Here is a 17,355-nt window from a genome sequence, read left to right as displayed (position 1 = left end):
TGATGCAGAGGATACTCATTATGAGAACACTTAGTTTAAGTTATGTGAATCATTTACTAGGAATAGAAAAGAGGTTCCGATTATGACGGACGCATCATCGCAAAACGCGGACAAGCTGCTTAAGATTCTTGTGGTCACGTTAATATTTTCGGTTATGAACGGTACGATGTTCAATGTCGCTCTACCTGAGATAGGCAAAGAGTTCAGTCTCGTTCCTTCGCAAGTCAGTTGGATAATGACCAGTTATATGGTCGTATACGCGGTAGGGTCCATCGTGATGGGTAAATTGGCGGATAAATATCGGCTGAAGGATTTGTTGACGTACGGACTGTTAATTTTCGCTATCGGTTCTTTGATCGGTCTGCTTGCTAATGAGTTTTGGCTTATCATATTGGGGCGCGTGATCCAGGCAGCGGGTGCTTCTGTTCTTCCTGCAACGGCGATGATCATTCCCATCCGATATTTTGCTCCCGAGAAAAGAGGACGGGCGCTCGGCACTTCCGCGGTTGGGCTGGCGCTTGGCAATGCTTTGGGCCCGGTCGCTGCGGGATTGATCACCAGCTTTGGAAGCTGGAGACTCATGTTCGTCCTTTCCTTGCTTCCGCTGCTGACGCTTCCTTTCTTTCGGAAGTATTTGGATAATGCGAAAGGGAAAGCGGGAAGTATCGATGTCCTTGGCGGCGGTTTGCTTGCGGTTGCGGTCGCAGTCTTCTTGCTTGCGATTACGCAGATGCAAGTTTGGTTGTTTCTCGGAGGGCTTGTCATGCTGGCCTTATTTATCATTCGGATTCGGAAAGCCGGGGAGCCCTTTATTAAACCGGGGCTGTTCCGCAACAAAACCTATTCGATCGGGTTGCTGCTTGCTTTTTTGACGACGGCAATGAGCTTTAGCATGACATTTATGACCCCTCAATTTTTAGCGGCGGTAAACGGTTTGTCCCCTGCTAATATCGGTTTCGTGTTAGTTCCAGCGGCAATTGCTTCAGCCATCATGGGACGCAAGGGCGGCAGGTTGGCCGACGACCGAGGCAATTTCGCGCTTGTATTCGTCGCTTCGGTGTTGTTATTTTTAGCCTTCTTCTTATTATCTACCTTTATCGGGTTATCCGCATATGTCATCGCGATTATTCTGATACTAGGAAACGTGGGTCAGACTTTCATGCAGATCGCGATGTCCAATACGATTTCGCGGACGCTGTCCAAAGAGGAAACAGGCGTAGGCATGGGACTGCTCTCCATGATTAATTTCATCTCTGGCGCGATGGCCATGAGCGTAGTCGGGAAAATGCTCGACAAGGGCACCGCTTCCATGCAGTTCAATCCCTTGATTACAAATGAAGGGGCCTATGTGTACAGCAACATATTTATTGTCATGTCCCTGGTGATCATTGCCGTAGTCGTGCTGTATCGTTTTCTGTTTCCCGCGGGTGTTCCCGGGTTGAACAAAAATATGAAGCAAATGAAGAGGGGTTAATTATGAACGTTCCAACTTCGACCGCTGCTTAGCGGCATGGCCCCCGGATTTTCGGTTCTTTTGATCGGTCGTTTATTGCAGGCGGGTGGTACGGGATTAATGATGCCTGTCCTGATGAACACGATCCTTTTATTATACCCTCCGGAAAAACGGGGAGCGGCAATGGGGAGTATCGGACTCGTCATCATGTTCGCGCCTGCTATCGGGCCAACGCTTTCGGGTGTCATTCTGGAATCATTGGAGTGGAGATGGTTATTTTATGTCGTTATACCGTTCGCGCTCTTTTCTATCATTTTATCTACGATAGGATTCGGCGGAATCGTGTATGGATTTAGCAGCTCCGGCGAGGGATGGGACAGCCCGCGGGTTTACGGAGTCATCTTGGTGGGTTTTGCAGCGCTTCTTTTGTTCGTGCTGCGTCAATTAAAATTGAAGGATCCGCTATTGGATCTTCGTGCGTTCAAATACCCCTTGTTTACTTTTACAACGATTCTGTTGTGCATTATGATGATGACGATGTTCTCGACGATGTCTCTGCTTCCCTTCCTGTTTCAGGGGGCTCTTGGTCTGACCGTTTATGTATCGGGACTGATTATGCTGCCGGGCAGTATCTTGAATGGGCTTCTTTCCCCGTTAACGGGAAAGGCGTTTGACCGTTTTGGTCCCCGAGCGTTAATTATTCCCGGTGCTGTAATATTAGCGGTCGTGATGTGGTTCTTTACGCAGGTAACGGCGGAAACGTCCAAGATGACGTTTATCATCCTGCATGTCTGTATGATGGTGTCTATCTCCATGATCATGATGCCGGCGCAAACCAATGGTTTGAACCAGCTTCCGCGGCGTTATTATCCTCACGGAACGGCTATTCTCAATACCTTGTCCCAGGTAGCGGGTGCGATCGGAGTCGCGTTTTTTATCAGCATCATGACTGCAGGGCAACGCAGTTATCTGGAGAAATCCTCCGATCCGACCGCTCCGGTTGAACTAACGGAGGCAATGGTTTCGGGCGTGCAAAATGCATTTCTGTTCGGCTTTATTTTCGCCCTTCTTGCGGTTGCCGTGGCGCTCTTTACGAAACGATCGCAACCTCCAACGGAATAGGGATTAAGAACAAACTATCAGAGAGACACCTTATCAGGTGTCTTTTTTGCGTTGTCGGGATACATAAAGCAAGCAATTTGCAAGCGATCATTTCTTTACCTGAGCGCCTCATCGTATGTAAAAAAATGATCGTAAAGATGCCCGAAAGCCTTATGTATCAAGGACTTTCCGCATATGCAGCCTGTGTCGAATATTCAATCTTTTAGTTGGATTTTGTTCTGATATATTTAGCCTTAGCGTTGCGGACAGCTTAGAAGGGGGGGAGTCAAATCGCAAGTTTAGAAACGTTTGATCAGCATGTATCAACAAGTCAGACACCAAAACGTTCATCTGTTCTATGGAAACGGATCATTCGTTACCGATGGATGTACCTCATGGCTTTGCCCGGTTTTCTGTTTTTCCTCATTATGAAGTATTTGCCGATGTGGGGAATTCTGTTGGCTTTTCAAGACTACAATCCGTTCAAAGGCTTTTGGGAAAGCGAATGGGTAGGCTTTGAAAATTTCAAAACATTTTTTACCTATGGGGATTTTTGGCCGTTGCTTCGAAATACGTTGACCATCAGTATTTTGAATCTGATTTTCTTTTTTCCAGCTCCTATCGTTTTGGCCTTAATGTTAAATGAGGTGCGGGCGGAAGCTTTCAAGAGAATCACGCAGACCATTATTTATTTGCCGCATTTCTTATCTTGGGTTATCGTAGTGAGCTTTACTTTCTTGTTCTTTTCCTTCGATATCGGGTTTCTGAATAAGGCATTAAATTTTATTGGGTTTGCGGAAATATCTATTTTGTCGGAGCCGCGATACTTTTACGGTTTGCTGGTCGGGCAAAATGTTTGGAAGGAAGTTGGTTGGGGCACGATTATTTTTCTTGCGGCGATCGCGGGAGTGGACCAACAATTGTACGAGGCGGCAACCGTTGACGGGGCCGGAAGATTACGCAAAATATGGCATGTGACATTGCCGGCCATCCGATCTACGATCGTCATTCTGATGATCTTGAAATTGGGGGACATGCTCGACGTCGGGTTTGAACAAATTCTGTTAATGTTGAACCCTATGGTGCAGAATGTCGGGGAAGTATTCGACACCTATGTATACCAGCAGGGCATTCTTAGCGGAAACTTTAGTTATAGTATAGCGGTCGGACTGTTTAAGTCAGTGGCCGGACTTATTCTTGTGGTAGGAGGCAACTATCTTGCCAAAAAAGCCGGCGAAGATGGATTGTATTAATAATCGAAGGAGGAAGGAGCGATGACAAAGGGAAAACTCCAAATCGGAGATGTCGTAAACTATATCGTTTTGACTCTAATTTCATTAACGATGTTATTTCCGTTTTTCTATGTATTCTCGGTGTCATTAACGGATCCGGATACCTATGTTCAGGGAGAATTTTTATTAATACCGAAAGACTTTTCCCTGGATGCTTATAAATTTGTTCTAGGGACGGGCCAACTGTGGAACTCGCTCCAATCCACGGTGTTTATTACCGTGGTTGGTACGGTATTAAATCTGTTTTTTACGATGACCTTCGCCTACGTGCTGACCAAAAATGGCATGCCGGGGTGGAAGTTCTTCACTTACATGGTGCTGCTGATTCTGTTTTTTAACGCAGGATTAGTTCCAAGCTATCTGTTAATCAAAGAGCTTGGCCTGATGAATTCTTTGTGGGCCTTGATCTTGCCGGGATTAACGAATCCATGGGCTTTGTTTGTAGTCAGGTCGTTCTATAAAAGCATTCCCGGAAGTCTGGAAGAAGCGGCCTATATCGATGGCGCTAACGATCTGCAAATCTTCCAAAAAGTCATATTGCCATTGTCAAAGCCAATAATGGCAGCATTTTCATTGTTTTTTGCAGTCGGCCTATGGAATACTTATCTTTCGGGTATTTTCTACATCCAGGATCCGCAAAAATGGCCTCTGCAGGTATTTCTATCGCAGATGATCATTGAGTCGAATACCAGTATGGGTTCATCGATTAATTTCGACGAGTTTAACCGGGTTCCGCCTCCTTCCGAGACGATCAAGATGGCCTCTCTTGTGTTAGTTATGCTTCCTATATTGGTTGTGTACCCGTTTTTACAGAAACATTTTGCAAAGGGCGTATTGCTCGGTTCGGTTAAGGGATAAATAATTATATAATAGGGGAGTTATGACCATGAACGTTAGAAAAAAAACGGCGATAATCATATCGGCCATGCTTGTATTTTTAACAGCTTGCGCAGGTAACAATTCAAATAACGGAGCGCCGACAGCTAGTCCTGCGAATGAGAATGCCGGTGAAACTAATGCGCCGGTGAATGAAGGACCTACGTCCATCAGCATGCTGACAGGAGTCTGGGGCCAGCCTCCGGCTGATATCAAGAACAGCTCCATATTCAAAAAGCTGCAAGAAGAAACAAACACGGTACTGGATATTCAGGTTGTTCCGGTATCCAACTACGATCAGAATCTCAATCTGGTTATGGCTGCGAACGGCCTCCCGGATCTTGTGCATGCATTCAACAGCAAGGCGCCTACTTTGGTAAAAGCGATAAATCAAGGGGCTTTCCACGATTTGAGCGAGTTCGACTTGAGCGCCTACCCTAATATGACGGAAATTCCGGAGTTGATCTGGAACAATTCGAAGATTAACGGCAAAATTTATGGCATTCCAAGTCCTGTTGGGTTAAATGCCGACGGTTTCATGGTGAGAAAAGACTGGCTGGACAAGCTTAATCTGAAAGCTCCGACAACATTAGAGGAGTTAAGAGAAGTGTTGATCGCCTTCCGCGAGAAGGATCCAGACGGCAATGGCAAAAAAGACACTTACGGATTAGTCGGGAGAGGCCTGTCCCTGCTTGGGGCATTTGGCGTCCATGAGCCGCAATTTGAAGATGATATGATGTTGTTGAACTGGATGACGGATAACTATAAGGAATACTTGGCGTATATGAATGATCTGTATGCCAACGAAGTAATGCCGAAAGAGTACTTCCTGATGAAAAACAGCGACATGAAAAATATGCTTGTCCAAGGACTTGGCGGCATGTACAGCACTCCTCTGCATGCAGCCGGCGAATATACGGTAGACATTCAGAAAAAACTTCCTGAAGCCAGCTTCACGAACCTGAGTCCGATCCAGGGACCGGGAGGTTATACGGGCCAACAAAAGCTGGGCTACTATGGCATGTGGTTAATCCCGTCCAGCGTGGATAAGAAGAAGGTTCCGCAAATTCTGGCTTACTTGGATAAAACCGCTTCGGAGGAAATCAACAATCTGATCAATTATGGAATCGAAGGCGTTCATTACGACAGTATCGAGGGCCAAAAAGTAAACGATACGGAAGCTCAGGTCAAGCTGCGCGACGAAGAGGCGGGACAAGGCACGATCGTGTTCCTTAACAAATACAGACCGTACAATGACGTTACCAAAAACGGTTTCACGATTGACGGCCTTGAAGAAGAGTTAATTAAAAGTATCGATGAGCACATTGAGCTTACTTCCGCTAGCCTGTTCGACACGCTGATCTCCGAAACGTATTCGGACCGTTATGCGGACGTATTTAAGGATTTGGATGCTACAATCGTGAAAGTGACGACCGGAGAAGCCAGCATGGAAGATTGGGATAAATACGTGGCGCAATTGAAGGCAAATCCAACGGTTCAGCAAATGATGAAAGAATTTAAAGCGCAATATGATCTTATGAACGGCTAGATGACATCATAATGGAGGCCTGGGGATTCTCCCGGGCTTCCTGTCTATGCAAAAAAACGACTTTACTGGCTTGCTATATGAGGCGGTTTTTAACCCGCACCTCGTCCTGCAAGACTAAAACGTCTGCCGGATGAAGGAAAGGTGGGGGAAAGATGATTCGCTTATTAAAGCAACTGCTGAAAAAGCTGCGTTCCAAACCATATTTTTACAGACTGATTGGTTATGGACTTGTATCTGTCGTGGTGCCTATTATTCTTATTTCCTCCATTAGCTATAACATAACGATCAACAATATGGAGAAACAAAATTATCAGGCCCGGATGAATATGCTGGGGCAGCTGCAATCACGGGTAGACGAACGATTGGAAGCGGCAAGGAAAGCGTTGTATTCTCTGGTGTTTGATGCGGATCTTGTCAGGGCAGCCCAAACGAACAGCAGCTCGTTAAGCTCCCAGCAAATGATGGACGCGCAAGAAAAGCTGGCTTTGCTCAATCAATCTATTGAAGGCAGTTATGGCGTGTCGTTTTATTTCGTCGATAGCAAAGCGGTGTTGTTTAACGACAGGTATATAACGATGCTGGATCAGGAGTGGATCTCCGATTATCCAAAGCATGGACCGATTGGCGAGTGGCATTACCAGACAAACGCTAATTTTCGCGTCGTTTCCTATACCATCGCGTTGCCTGCTTTCTCCAAGACGCCCCGGGCTTATTTGACTGTGCATATGAATCATAATGCATTTGCCGATATTTTAAGGGATATTGATTTTATTGAAATGGGCGACTTGTACTTTTTGGATACCGAGCTTCAGCCTATTTTAAGCAGAAAACAGGGGAACATCGATGGGAGTCAAGCAGAGAAGGGACTCGAATGGATCAAAGGAAATGAGCGGCAATACGACATTTGGAAGGACAAGCCTTCCAATCTAACCGCGCTTTATATTCAATCGGATAAGACCGGCTATTATACGGCTTTATTGATTCCCTTAAATGCTCAGGCTGGATTTATCGCCGAGATTATTTGGGTAACCATCTTGATCAGCCTCTTGGCCATTGTGACGGGCGGAGTCATCATCTACATCAATTCGAGAAAGCTGTATGCCCCTATTTATCAATGGTTAAAAGCCGAAAACTACGCTCAGGAAGGTCAGATCGACAACAAGGACGAATGGTCTTGGCTGCGTGCCAGATGGCAATTGCTCAAAGAGGATTTGCAGATAAACGAACCGGTATTAAGACGATCGTTTTTGTCTGCTTTATTGGCCGGTTATTACTCCGAATCGGAAAAGGATTTGCCTGATTTGTTAAAACGGCACAAAATTCCCCACGATCAAAAATGTGTTGCCTTTATTATCGATGCCGGGGATTATCTGTTATACAAAAGCTTTAAAGTGGAAGATGAAGCTTTGGTTCACGCGGCGATGTCCAATATTTTCGAGGACTTGATCCGCCATTATCATCTGGAGGGCGATTCGTTTAGAAGATCCGAGGTCAATCAAACGATTTTCATCTTGTATTATCCGCGAGATCTAAGCGATGCGCAGGCGGAGCAGGTAACCAAGCAGATTACGCAGGCGCTGATTATGTCGATCAAGACGTATCTGAAATTCCGGGCTACCTTAGGTTTAGGAAGACTCAGGCATTCCGTGTTCGAGCTAAGGGACTCCTATTTAGAAGCGATAGAAGCCTTGCAGTATCGCATCATCCGAGAGGATGAACAAATTTTGGATATAAATGATGTGATAAAAGTGAAGGATCGGTTCGAATATCCCTTTGATACAAGCAAAAAAATCGTGAAGGAGCTCCGGAGCGCGAATCAGTCGGAAGTGGAAAGCAGCTTCAACGAGTTCGTGGAAATCATCCGTCTAAAAACGTACTCGGATCAAACCTACCGGCAAATCTTCCTGATGCTCTATGACGCCATGATTCAAGGGTTGAACTACTTCTCTTACGAAGCGGTTAACGAGCTGCTCAACAAAAACGGCTATGAAAAAATACTCAAAGCACAGTCCTTTACAGAGATTGAACAATGGTTTAAGCAAGAATGGATTATCTCCTGCTTCCTGCTTATCGAACGGGAGAATGAAAGTAAAGGAACGCAAATCATCGAATCGGCCAAACAATATATCGCGATGACTCTTGACCAAGATCATTCTTTAAATCTCGTAGCGGAGCAAGTGAACTTGAATCCTTCTTACTTCAGCAGGTTATTCCGCAAGGAAACGGGCCAAAATTTCTTGCAATATGTGGCTTCTATCAAGATAGATGAAGCGAAGAAGCAGCTCGAACAGACGGATGATCCGATCTACAATATTGCGGAGAAGGTGGGGTATACGGAACAGACCTTCCGGAGAGTGTTCAAGAGTCAGACGGGAATGTCGCCGAATGAATATCGAAAGAGCTTGCGGTCGTAGAACCTTAGTCAGGTATACAAACAGAAGAGGTGTGGAGCGCAATGGAAATTTCCTTATCGGCCATGGAGTGGCAGGTAAAAGGGTTTTGGCCTTGGGTGCCGATGCTGCGAAACAGTGCGGAAACCGGCATGGAGCTCATGGGAGTAACGGATTGGATGCCGGCAACCGTTCCGGGAGGCGTGCATTACGACCTGTTCCGGGCGGGGCTGATCGACAATCCGTACCAAGACAATAACAGTCTTCTGTGCGAATGGGTGGAGCATCGTTGGTGGGTGTATAAGACGGAGTTTCCCAGGCCGGATGTCGAAGGCGAGAAAATAGAGCTTATATGCAAAGGTTTGGATTATGAAGCTATCATTTATATGAACGGCCAGTGGCTAGGGGAGCATAAGGGCATGTTCCACCCGGCCGTTCTGGATGTAACGGAGGTACTTAAGCAAAAAGATACGGTCCAGCTTATGATTATTCTAAAGCATGTACCGGATGAGATGGGGCAAATCGGAAAAACGTCGCAGACCTTTACCCAAAAGAGCCGTTTCAACTATAAATGGGATTTCTCGACGCGGCTGGTCAATATAGGGATATGGGAAGACGTAGTCTTCAAGGTTCATCAATCCCATTCCATGGACAATGTCTATGTAAGATCGGATGTGGATTCCGAAGGGGAAGGCATTATAACCGTATCGACGGATATTCGTTCCTATAGAAGTATCGCGGGACAATTGACAATCAGCGTGATCCTGTCGGATCCGCAAGGAAATCAGGCAGGCGAGCAGGCGACGTTCATTCCTGCCGACGACAGCTCTTACTCCACCGAGTTTCGGATCCAAGTTCCCGAATTGTGGTATCCCAACGGATACGGTGCTCAGCCTTTATATGAAATGCGTATTCGCCTAAGTCATGGAGAATCGTTGCTCGACGAAAAAATGTACAAGGTAGGAATTCGGAGCCTGAATTACGTCAGCAACGTGGACAGCCCCGAGGAGGCGCTCCCTTATACCGTTGCCATCAACGGCAAGAAAGTCTATATCAAAGGCGTCAATATGACGCCGCTTGATCATTTGTACGGCAATGTCAGCCTATCCAGATACGAATGGATCGTTCGTTTGGCCAAACATGCCAACATCAATATGATTCGGGTATGGGGAGGGGGAATTGTCGAGAAGAAGGCATTTTTCGACTTATGCGATCGGCATGGCATCATGGTCTGGCAGGAATTTATTCAATCCAGCTCCGGTATCGATAATATCCCTTCCAAGCGGCCGGAATTTCTTGCGTTGCTGGAGCAATCCGCTATTGCGGCGCTTAAGGACCGTCGGAACCATACAAGCTTGAGCGTCTGGAGCGGCGGCAACGAGCTGATGAGCGAATCCCGAGTGCCGTCGACCTACGAAGATGAGAATCTGGCCATGTTGAAGGCTCTGGTCGAAGCCTATGATCCGCAGCGGTTGTTCCTGCCTACCTCGGCTTCCGGTCCCGTCGAACATATTACCCGGGAGAAGGGCGTAAGCCACGATATACACGGATGGTGGAAGTATGAAGGAAATCCGAATCATTATGAGCTGTATGGAGAGTCGGATAACTTATTCCATAGCGAGTTCGGTGTCGATGGCTTAAACTCGGCAAAGAGCATTCGGAAAAGCTTGAGCGAGACGCATCTTGCTCCTGCATCCATGGAGAACAGCAGCGTGTGGCGCCATCATGGAGAATGGTGGGATACCTACAGCCGCGAGCTTAACATGTTTGGGGCCGTGCCTGACCTGGAGACGTTCGTCGCATGCAGTCAATGGATCCAGTCGGAAGGATTGCGTTTCATACTGGAAGCGAACCGGAGACGGAAGTTCCGGAATAGCGGCAGCATTATTTGGCAATTAAACGAACCTTGGCCGAACGTATCCTGCACGAACCTGGTCGATTATTACGGCGAAGGCAAAATGGCGTATTACTCGGCAAGGAAAGCATTCTCGCCTAATCATGTGTCGCTTGATTACCGTCGCTTAAATTACAAGCCTGGCGAGATCTTTAAAGCAGGGATCTTCGTTCATCGCGCAGGTAGCTCGGAGCAATCCGCAGTGATTGCCCAGGTTCTTAACGCACAAGGGCAACTGCTGCATGAGCAGCAATTCCGGGGAGTTTCCGAAGCGGACAAAGCGCTTGAAATCGGCGAGCTTGTTTTCGAAGTGCCGCAGACGGGGGAGGAGCTGTTCTTTGTACGATTGACGCTGGAAGGCGGTGCATCGGGCGAAAACCGCAATTTGTATATATTCTCCGTCCGTGATGAAGCCGTTTATGCGCCTGCGTTGAAACTGGAGGACTCCAGGCTTGATATAGAATTGGTTGAACAATGGACAAACGAGGGCTTGAGTGGTCCGGAGCACAACTATCGTTACCGGATTACGAATTCGGGTGCTGCGGTCGCCTTGCACCTCTATCCGGAAGAAACGGGCGACCGGTTCTGGCTGATCGCCGATGGGGCTTACGAAAGTTTGTTCCCCGGGGAATCGATTGCGATGACGGTCACCTGCGTGAAGAAAAAAGGGCTGCTATTTGAAGTCCATCCAGATGAGACGGACTTATCGGCCCGCCCTGTCATCGAGATTAAAGGCTTTCAAAAGCGCTCGACCGTGGAATGATCTTTTGCCATTTCAGCTTGGAGGCGTTGCATGATGAGTCAACCGAATATACTGCTTATCGTGGCCGACCAACTGCGTAAAACAGCGGTTGGCGCCTACGGAAACCGGGATGTAAAAACACCGGTCATCGACAAATTGTCGCGGGAGGGCGTAACCTTTTCGAACAGCGTATCTGCTTCGCCCGTGTGCGCGCCTTACAGAACCTCTTTGCAAAGCGGTTTATATCCGCACCAGCATGGAGTAAGGAGCAATGCGGATTTATTCAAGCCTAGTTTCAAAGGCTTGGCGGAGTATTTCAGCGAGGCAGGATATGAAACCTGTTTTGTCGGCAAATCCCATTTCGGCCTGGACGAGATCGAGGAAAAGGACGGATGGGTCAGACCGGAGCATCGACTCGGCTGGAAACACTGGTGCGGAACGGGCGGCGACCACCACTGGGATACGCCGATATACGACGAACGAGGCATGCTGGACACGAAGTATTACGGCCGATACGGAGCCGAAGTGCGCAGCGAAATCGCGATGGACTTTATCGAGCGGCACCAAAGCAAGCCGTGGCTATTGCAATTGAATTACAGCGAACCGCATATTGCCACGATGCCGGCCTTGTACGGTATGCCGGCAACGCGAGAATATATACGCGAGTTGAACAAAAGCCTGGAGCTTGGATTGACGGAAGAGATGCTGAACGTCGCCAATCCGTTGGCATTTTGCGGCACATTTCCTCAGTCGCTGCTGACCCAATTGCTCCCACAGCGGTATTTGGATATGTATGGCGAAACGGAGTTGACGCTGGATCCCAATGTTCCTGAGCGTTTCCGCAAGCTTACCAGCATTTTTCTGAAGGAATGTTACGCGATGATCACTTGCCTTGACGAGCAGATCGGGCGTGTGATGGATTGTCTAGAGCGGACGGGAGAGTCCCGAAATACGATTGTCATTTTTACATCGGACCATGGCGATATGTTGAGTGACAATTTTCTGCGCGAAAAGAGCTTGCCGTACCAGAATGCTTACCGTACTCCATTTATCGCGTGGGGGCCGGAGGCAGGGGTTCCTTCGGGAAAAGGGACGGACGCGCTTATCAATTCGGTGGACGTGATGCCCACGCTGCTTGAGCTGGCCGGCATAAAGCCTGCAACGAATTTGCCGGGCGTATCGCAGGCGAACTGGATTACCAGCGGGGAAGGAGTTTGCCAGCAGGATGTTTTGCTTGGCGTCGGAAACTGGCGAGCTTTGTTTGACGGTACGTATTTCTACGCTGTCGAGAAAAGGGATTCTACCGTAAAGGCCATCCGTCTGATTCATGCCCAAAACGACCCGTATGAATCGGAAAACCTCCTCGATGACGCTTTTGAGGGCGTCTATGTCGAACTGCAAAAACGAATGCATGAGCGTTTGTTCGTACGCTTGGCCGAGGTTCAAGATAGGGAGTTTGCAGACACGGATCGTTGATCGACCATAGTATTAACCAGCGCACGGCGTCGAATTGCGGGTTTTGTAAAATCGCAATTCGATGCCGTGTATTGGTTTAGGTGTATAGAACAATGGAACAACTCATGTTGACAATTAAACAAAACATAGGATAATGAAAACATGCGAAAACATACATCATGGACATTACCGCTTGCTTCTGTACAATGGTTGTTTTTTATTTTTGCCAATACGGTCGTTGTTCCTCTATCTGTGGGCTCAGCCTTCGAACTGCCGACACATGATATAGCCGGAATTTTGCGAAGCTCCTTGATCTTTACGGGAATTGCTTGCATGCTGCAGGGGTTTATCGGCCACCGATATCCGCTTCTGGAAGGACATTCCGGAGTCATGTGGGGGTTAACGTTAACTTTAAGCGCATCTGCCTCTTCCATGGGCATGAGCTTGACATCGATTGGCGGAGGCATTGCCACCGGGATGTTGCTTGCTGGATTCGTTGTTGCGACGCTAGGGGCATTGAATCTCCTTGGCTTTATTCAAAAAATCTTTACGCCGATGGTCATGAATGTTTTTTTATTCTTATTAACGTTTCAATTGATATTAATCTTTTTCAAGGGCATGCTGAAGACCTCGGCAGATGGGGTATTGGACATGCCCGTAAGTTTGTTTTCCATAGGCATTGCCATATTCGTCATTTTGCTCAAAATAAAAGGGAAACCGGCGATCGGGAACTTTTCCATCCTTATCGGAATGGTCGTAGGCTGGATCTTGTATGTGCTTGTGTTTCCGTCAGGTCAATCCGTTAACGTTGAGTCTTCACTAAGCTTCCCGATATTCCCGTTTGGAAAGCCAAATTTAAATGTCAGCATTATTGCGGTTGCATTTCTGGCCAGCTTCGTGAATTTAAGCAATACGATCGCATCCGTCCGAGCCGTTTCTAATTTATTGCAGCAAAAAGCAACGGAAAGCCAATTAAGACGTTCGTATGTGCTAACAGGCTTATTTTCTATTCCGGCGTCCGTTCTGGGACTGGTTTCATATGCGACATTTGCCTCTAGCATCGGTTTTTTGGAAAGCACAAGAAACTTCGATCGCAAACCCTTTTTAATTGGCGGAGGGTTGATGTCGTTGCTGGGGATAATCCCATTTCTCGGGGGAATTCTGGCAACCTTGCCCATAACTGTGGGGAATGCGGTATTGTTTGCCGCGTATTTGCAATTATTGGGGACATCCTTAAAAGGCATTAAAGGTTATGATTTCAATTCCGTTACGATTCATCGTTTGGCGCTCCCTCTTCTGGTAGGGGTCTGTATTATGAATGTTGACGCGACTTTGTTTAGCGGAATGCCCGCGCTCTTGCAACCTTTGCTTACGAATGGATTTATTATGGGTGTTCTATTATCGATATTGCTTGAAAAGCTCATAAATTGGGATAAAGTCGGCCCATAAGTTAACGAGGTGGATATCATGCAGTTGTTTATCGTGCTTGGCTGTAGTTTGATGGCGTTAGCGGTTGTGCTTGGCGCATTCGGCGCTCATGCGTTAAAAAGTAAATTATCGCCGGACAAACTGAAGGTATATGAGACCGGCGTGCACTATCATATCGTACATGCATTGGGGCTGATCGTGGTCGGTTTGCTCGTCAATCAATTTCCGGAGGCCGGGATGATCGTGACAGGGGGATGGTTCCTAATCGCGGGGATTATTCTGTTCTCGGGAAGCTTGTACGTGCTAAGCGTGGCCAAAGCGCGCTTTCTTGGTCCCATTACACCTCTTGGCGGACTTTCGTTTATTATCGGGTGGGTGCTTATTGCAATAGGTGTTCTTTAGAGGTGCAGGGGCTATCCCTGCACCTCCCTTTTTGGCTTTTGGTCGACCAGATGCGATTGGTCGAAACGGTATCCGTTATGATCGATCTTAACCCTGTCGATTCCTGTATTCGACAGGCTTTAATCCGGTGGTCCTCTCGAATATTTTACTGAAATATTTGGTGTCTTTATATCCAATCTGATTGCTGATTTCGTACACTTTAAGGTCTGTCTCCTTTAATAGGTGTTGCGCTTTGCTTATCCGAACGGAGGTTAAATAATTAAGAAAGGTAGTATTCGTTTTTTTCATGAACAGCTGGCTTAAGTAACTGGGATTAATGAAAAAAAGATCAGCTAAAGTGACAAGCGATAGATTTTCTGCATAATGCTCATTTATATAACTTTTAATGTCCTGGATCATTCCCTTTTGCCGGTGTCCTTCTGGCTCATCGGCATCAAGCGGAGCTTGCTCAGAGTTAAATTTGCCGAATTGAGCTTGCAAGCTTGCAATTTGATCGTTTTTAAGGCGTTCATCTTCAATTTCAGTTATTGCTTGCCTAATACTTCTCTCTAATTCATGTTCGTCCACTGGTTTAAGCACGTAATTTAAAACGCCGAATTGAATTCCTTTTTGGGCATATTGAAAATCGGAATATCCGCTTAGAATAATGAATTTAATCGAATGTTTATTTTGCTTAAGCGCGGCAATCATCTCCAGACCGTTCATGTAAGGCATATTGATATCCGTAATGATGATATCGGGCTTCGTTTCCTCGGCTAACTTCAAGCCTGCTTCTCCATTGTATGCGGTACCTGCTACGATACAACGTAATTGCTCCCAAGGAATGATCTGTTGTAAGCCGCGCGTGATTCTATTCTCGTCATCGACCAATAATACCTTGTACATGACAGGGCTCCTTTTCATTCAGATCGGGTTGACAGGAAAGGAAATCATTATATTTGTGCCTATGCCTGGAGATGAATCGATATGAAAGGCCAATGCTTCGCCGTAATGCAATTGCAGGCGTTCGACAACATTTTTTAAGCCCAGAGAATGGGTAGATTCCTCTTCGGCGCTTCGAATGTGCACACTAGTTCGAATGAACGCCAGTTCCTCTTCCGTCATCCCCTCGCCATCGTCTCTGATGGAGATCGTACAGCTATCAACGCCGATACTCCCATTAATATAAATATGATAATGACGGTCATGCCTCAGAAATCCATGAATAATACTGTTTTCTATCAAAGGCTGAAAGATAATTCTGGGAATCTGTATATCGAGCAGTTGTTCATCAAGCTCTACGTGCAGATGAAAACGGTTGTCAAATCGAATGTTTTGCAGGGCAATATAGGTATCTATATACTCCATTTCATGGCGAATTTGATTTTTGCGGTTCGATTTGTTAAGAGCGATCTGGAAAAGCTTGCCGAGTGTCTGAATCATCTTGGCTACGGTAGGGGCCTTGTTCAACTGCGCCTCCATTCGAATGGACTCTAACGTGTTGTTAAGCCAGTGCGGATTGATCTGATTTTGCAAAGCAAGGAAACGGGCCTCGTTATGTTTGATTTTGGAGGCTAACACGTCTTCGATGAGATGTTTGATCTGCACAATCATTTGATTATAGTGCTTCGTTAATGTACCAAGCTCGTCCGAATGCTGGGACCCCAGGATCGGACGATAATAGCCCTGCTCTACGTGTTTCATATTAAAGATGAGTCTTTGAATAGGTTTTGTAATTTGATAGCTGATCCAGATCGAAGCGGGAATGATGATAACCAATACTAATAATGTAATCAAAATGGATAGGCTCTTATAATGTTCTAATTGTTTATATAAATTTTTAACGGGGACAAATACGGCAACATTAATGCCTGTTGCCGAGGAACGATCCGTAATGCTTAGTATCGAGTTATCTAGCTCAGCGGGCCGCTTGATAATGGATTGATCTGCTGCGCCGTATTCGGGGCTTATATCGAACAGCAGCTCGTCATATTTATTGTAAACCAAAATTTGGGATTGATATTGATCGCGGATATCGAATAAACGGTTATCCATCGTAATCAGACTGGCGGAGGAGAGCTCAAACAAGATAACGCCGGCCATCTTTCCTTGTTGATCCTTGATTAGCCGCCCTGCAGTAAACACATCGAACTCCTTCTCCTTAAGCGTTGTCTTGCCATAATAGGGCGTGATAACGAGCTCGCCATTTGCCTTCAGAATCTCCTGAAACCATTTTTGCTCCAACAGCAATTTATAATCTGTAATCGCATTAATATTGCCGGTAGAGTATTGTTTGCCCTCTTTACTTATGATTTGAACCGATTCCACGTAGGGAAGCTGGTCATAAAATCTGAGGAGCTGACGGGAAATCAACAGATTATTTTCAATACGTTCTCCGGTCGAATAAACCGACTCTCCTTGCAAATACGCGATCATATTGTAATCGCTGAATATGCTTCTCGAGGTGTAATCGATTTGAAGAATATAGTTGTTTAAGGTTGTATTCAGTTGTGAGACATACAACTGAATGAAATCCGTAGTGGAGGTTTGAATGGTCGTTTTCCCTTGCGAATATAAGGTTTGAGTAATAATCAGAATTGGAATGATACACAATACGAGAAAGTATAAGAATAACTTTTTGAAGAAGCTGATAGATTGAAATTTCTCCCAAACATATAGCAGCATGTATACTCTCTCCATTCGGACTGAAGCGTAGCATCAGTATAGAAGATTTAGTAGGGAGTGACAAGGCTGTACGCGCTGTTTGAAAGCGCTATCTAAAGGATGACGTACT

The 17,355-nt window shown here is 46.3% G+C and carries 11 protein-coding genes and 1 pseudogene; 10 read left to right on the top strand and 2 right to left on the bottom strand.

The genetic code is table 11. The annotated features are described in order from the left end of the window. The first annotated feature begins 82 nt into the window (after nucleotides 1–82). From H7F31_RS33765 to H7F31_RS33720, 10 genes and pseudogenes are all read left to right on the top strand, one after another. Nucleotides 83–1,474, top strand: coding sequence for an MFS transporter (locus H7F31_RS33765; protein ID WP_187102436.1), 1,392 nt, complete (start codon nucleotides 83–85; stop codon nucleotides 1,472–1,474). A gap of 30 nt (nucleotides 1,475–1,504) precedes the next feature. After that, nucleotides 1,505–2,575: pseudogene (locus H7F31_RS33760) on the top strand (MFS transporter); the annotation flags it as partial. A 365-nt stretch (nucleotides 2,576–2,940) separates the two neighbouring features. Further along, nucleotides 2,941–3,807, top strand: a complete 867-nt coding sequence (locus tag H7F31_RS33755) for an ABC transporter permease (protein WP_397373583.1) — start codon at nucleotides 2,941–2,943, stop codon at nucleotides 3,805–3,807. Between the two features lie 21 nt (nucleotides 3,808–3,828). Next, nucleotides 3,829–4,704: a carbohydrate ABC transporter permease gene (locus tag H7F31_RS33750; protein WP_187102435.1), complete on the top strand. Its 876-nt coding sequence runs from the start codon at nucleotides 3,829–3,831 to the stop codon at nucleotides 4,702–4,704. A 28-nt stretch (nucleotides 4,705–4,732) separates the two neighbouring features. Continuing rightward, entirely contained in the window at nucleotides 4,733–6,271 is a 1,539-nt protein-coding gene (locus tag H7F31_RS33745) for a type 2 periplasmic-binding domain-containing protein (protein ID WP_187102434.1), read from the top strand. 152 nt (nucleotides 6,272–6,423) lie between these two features. Further along, nucleotides 6,424–8,685, top strand: coding sequence for a helix-turn-helix domain-containing protein (locus tag H7F31_RS33740; protein WP_187102433.1), 2,262 nt, complete (start codon nucleotides 6,424–6,426; stop codon nucleotides 8,683–8,685). Between the two features lie 41 nt (nucleotides 8,686–8,726). After that, nucleotides 8,727–11,318 (top strand): glycoside hydrolase family 2 protein, encoded by a 2,592-nt coding sequence (locus H7F31_RS33735; protein WP_187102432.1) that lies wholly within the window; start codon nucleotides 8,727–8,729, stop codon nucleotides 11,316–11,318. 30 nt (nucleotides 11,319–11,348) lie between these two features. After that, nucleotides 11,349–12,773 carry a sulfatase-like hydrolase/transferase gene (locus H7F31_RS33730; protein WP_187102431.1) on the top strand — a complete coding sequence of 475 codons (1,425 nt, stop codon included), beginning with the start codon at nucleotides 11,349–11,351 and terminating at the stop codon, nucleotides 12,771–12,773. Between the two features lie 141 nt (nucleotides 12,774–12,914). Continuing rightward, the gene (locus H7F31_RS33725) at nucleotides 12,915–14,201 is read left to right on the top strand and encodes a uracil/xanthine transporter (RefSeq protein ID WP_187102430.1); all 1,287 of its coding nucleotides are present in this window, start codon (nucleotides 12,915–12,917) and stop codon (nucleotides 14,199–14,201) included. A gap of 18 nt (nucleotides 14,202–14,219) precedes the next feature. Further along, the gene (locus H7F31_RS33720; protein WP_187102429.1) at nucleotides 14,220–14,582 is read left to right on the top strand and encodes a DUF423 domain-containing protein; all 363 of its coding nucleotides are present in this window, start codon (nucleotides 14,220–14,222) and stop codon (nucleotides 14,580–14,582) included. A gap of 87 nt (nucleotides 14,583–14,669) precedes the next feature. Here H7F31_RS33720 and H7F31_RS33715 read toward each other — a convergent pair whose 3' ends face one another. Continuing rightward, nucleotides 14,670–15,467 carry a response regulator transcription factor gene (locus tag H7F31_RS33715; RefSeq protein ID WP_187102428.1) on the bottom strand — a complete coding sequence of 266 codons (798 nt, stop codon included), beginning with the start codon at nucleotides 15,465–15,467 and terminating at the stop codon, nucleotides 14,670–14,672. 18 nt (nucleotides 15,468–15,485) lie between these two features. Beyond that, nucleotides 15,486–17,246, bottom strand: coding sequence for a sensor histidine kinase (locus H7F31_RS33710; protein ID WP_187102427.1), 1,761 nt, complete (start codon nucleotides 17,244–17,246; stop codon nucleotides 15,486–15,488). Nucleotides 17,247–17,355 lie beyond the last annotated feature (109 nt).

Source organism: Paenibacillus sp. PAMC21692, assembly GCF_014303795.1.
In the GTDB taxonomy this organism is placed as follows: domain Bacteria; phylum Bacillota; class Bacilli; order Paenibacillales; family Paenibacillaceae; genus Pristimantibacillus; species Pristimantibacillus agaridevorans.
Note: the sequence above shows the minus strand (reverse complement) of the source record. Positions and strands in the feature narration are given on the sequence as shown.